We start from the raw sequence: 1756 nt of genomic DNA, 5'->3' as shown, positions 1-1756 counted from the left end.
GGGTGGGGCTGGGGGCGGCACTGCTCATGGCAATAAGATTAGCAGGTGTTTTACTCGTGAAAGATACTGAAGGATGACCGCACTCCCGCACGCTCCCCCGTGTACACCCTTGCGCTCGCTTGCGCTCCGCCCCGTCCGGGCATCTCTTCGAGCGGACTGTTCGACACCGTCGAGCGGGGAGGTGCGCGGTGCACGGTCCTGCGTCACCCGGCTGGCTGCTCGTCGCGCTGTGCGCGGCGACCGGGGCCTACTGTCTGCTGCGGATGCGCAGCAGGATCGAGGAGCAGCGCCGTACCGCGGGCGGTGAGGCGCTGATGGGGTTCGGAATGGCCGCGATGGCCGTGCCCGCGGCGGCGCTCGCGCCTCCGCGATGGGCCTGGGTCGCCTACGCGGCGGTGTTCGGGGCCGCCGCGCTGCGCGCCCTGTGGGCCGCGCGGAGCAGCACCCACCATCTCCACCATCTGGTGGGCGCGTTCGCGATGGTCTACATGGCGGCGGTGATGGCGAGCGGGGCGCACGCCGGGGTTCCCGCGCTGACGGGGGTGCTCCTCGCCTACTTCACCGCGTATGTGCTGTGGACCGGCACGCGCCTGATGCCGGTCGCCGTCGCAGGAGGCGGCCCCGGAGAGAGCGTCCGGGCCGCCGGGTGGGGCGACCGGCTGGAGCTGGCGCGGGCGTGCCGCCTCTCGATGGGCATCGGGATGCTGGCCATGCTTCTCACACTCTGAACCGGCGCGTCTCACGTTGTGGGGCGACGCTTCCCAGGTTCCGGGCCGACGGCATCTCGCGCTCCGAACGGGCATCTCCCGGGCCCCGGGCCCGCTTTACGAAACCGTGGTGTACGTCACTTGCCGGGACAGCCCGTATCCGCCGGCGGTGCCCCGCTCATAGGCTGCAGCCATGATGGTCCCCGCGGCACTGCTGCTGCTCGGCGCCCTGGCCGCCGTCCTCGCTCCGCGGCTGCTCGCCCGGACGGACTGGCAGGACCGCGAACCGGTGGTCGCCCTGTGGGTGTGGCAGTGCGTGGTGATGGCCATTCTGCTGTGCTGCGCCCTGTCGATGACGCTGAGCGCGGCGGGCGCCTGGCAGGCCGTCCGCGGTCATGTCTTCGCCCCCGCCCCGCATGCCGTCGTGGAGAGCTACGCGCTCGCCGGAGGACCCTGGGCCGCGACGACCGCGGTGGCACTCGCGCTCGGCGGTGTCTGGAGTGCCGCGATGCTGGCCCGCGAGATCACCCGGGCCAGGACCCGGAGCCGCCGTCGGCGGGCCGAACTCCTCGTACGCGCCCCGGTGTTGCCCGGCGAGGAGCCCAGCAGCGATCGACTGGTCGTCCTTGAGGGCGAGCGTCCCGACGCCTGGTGGCTGCCCGGGGCCGCGCCCCAACTCGTCATCACCACGGCCGCGTTGCGCCGCCTCAAGGGACGGCAGCTGGACGCGGTGCTCGCCCACGAGCAGGGCCACGCGCAGGCCCGGCACGACTGGCTGCTGCACTCCTCGGCCGCGCTGGCCAACGGCTTTCCGCAGGTCCCGGTGTTCGCGGCGTTCCGCGACGAGATGCACCGGCTGGTCGAACTCGCCGCGGACGACATGGCCTCGCGCCGCTTCGGCCGGCTGACGACCGCCCTCGCGCTGGTCGAACTCAACGAGGACCGGGGTGTGTTCGGCCCCTGCCCCACGCCGCAGGCCCATGTTCCGCAGCGCGTCCACCGGCTGCTCACTCCCCCGGACCGCCTCCCGCCCGCCCGTCGGCTGCGGC

Annotated in this window: 2 protein-coding genes; both read left to right on the top strand. The window is 73.0% G+C overall.

The features are described 5' to 3' along the window. Positions 1-188: 188 nt before the first annotated feature. A complete protein-coding gene (locus AOK17_RS44330) occupies positions 189-728 on the top strand; it encodes a DUF5134 domain-containing protein (RefSeq protein ID WP_055618323.1) in 540 nt (179 codons plus the stop codon). A gap of 172 nt (positions 729-900) precedes the next feature. Next, the coding region (locus AOK17_RS44325) for a M56 family metallopeptidase (protein ID WP_055618322.1) at positions 901-1756 on the top strand (856 nt) is incomplete at its 3' end.

This window comes from Streptomyces phaeochromogenes, assembly GCF_001418655.1.
In the GTDB taxonomy this organism is placed as follows: Bacteria; Actinomycetota; Actinomycetes; order Streptomycetales; family Streptomycetaceae; genus Streptomyces; species Streptomyces phaeochromogenes.
Note: the sequence above shows the minus strand (reverse complement) of the source record. Positions and strands in the feature narration are given on the sequence as shown.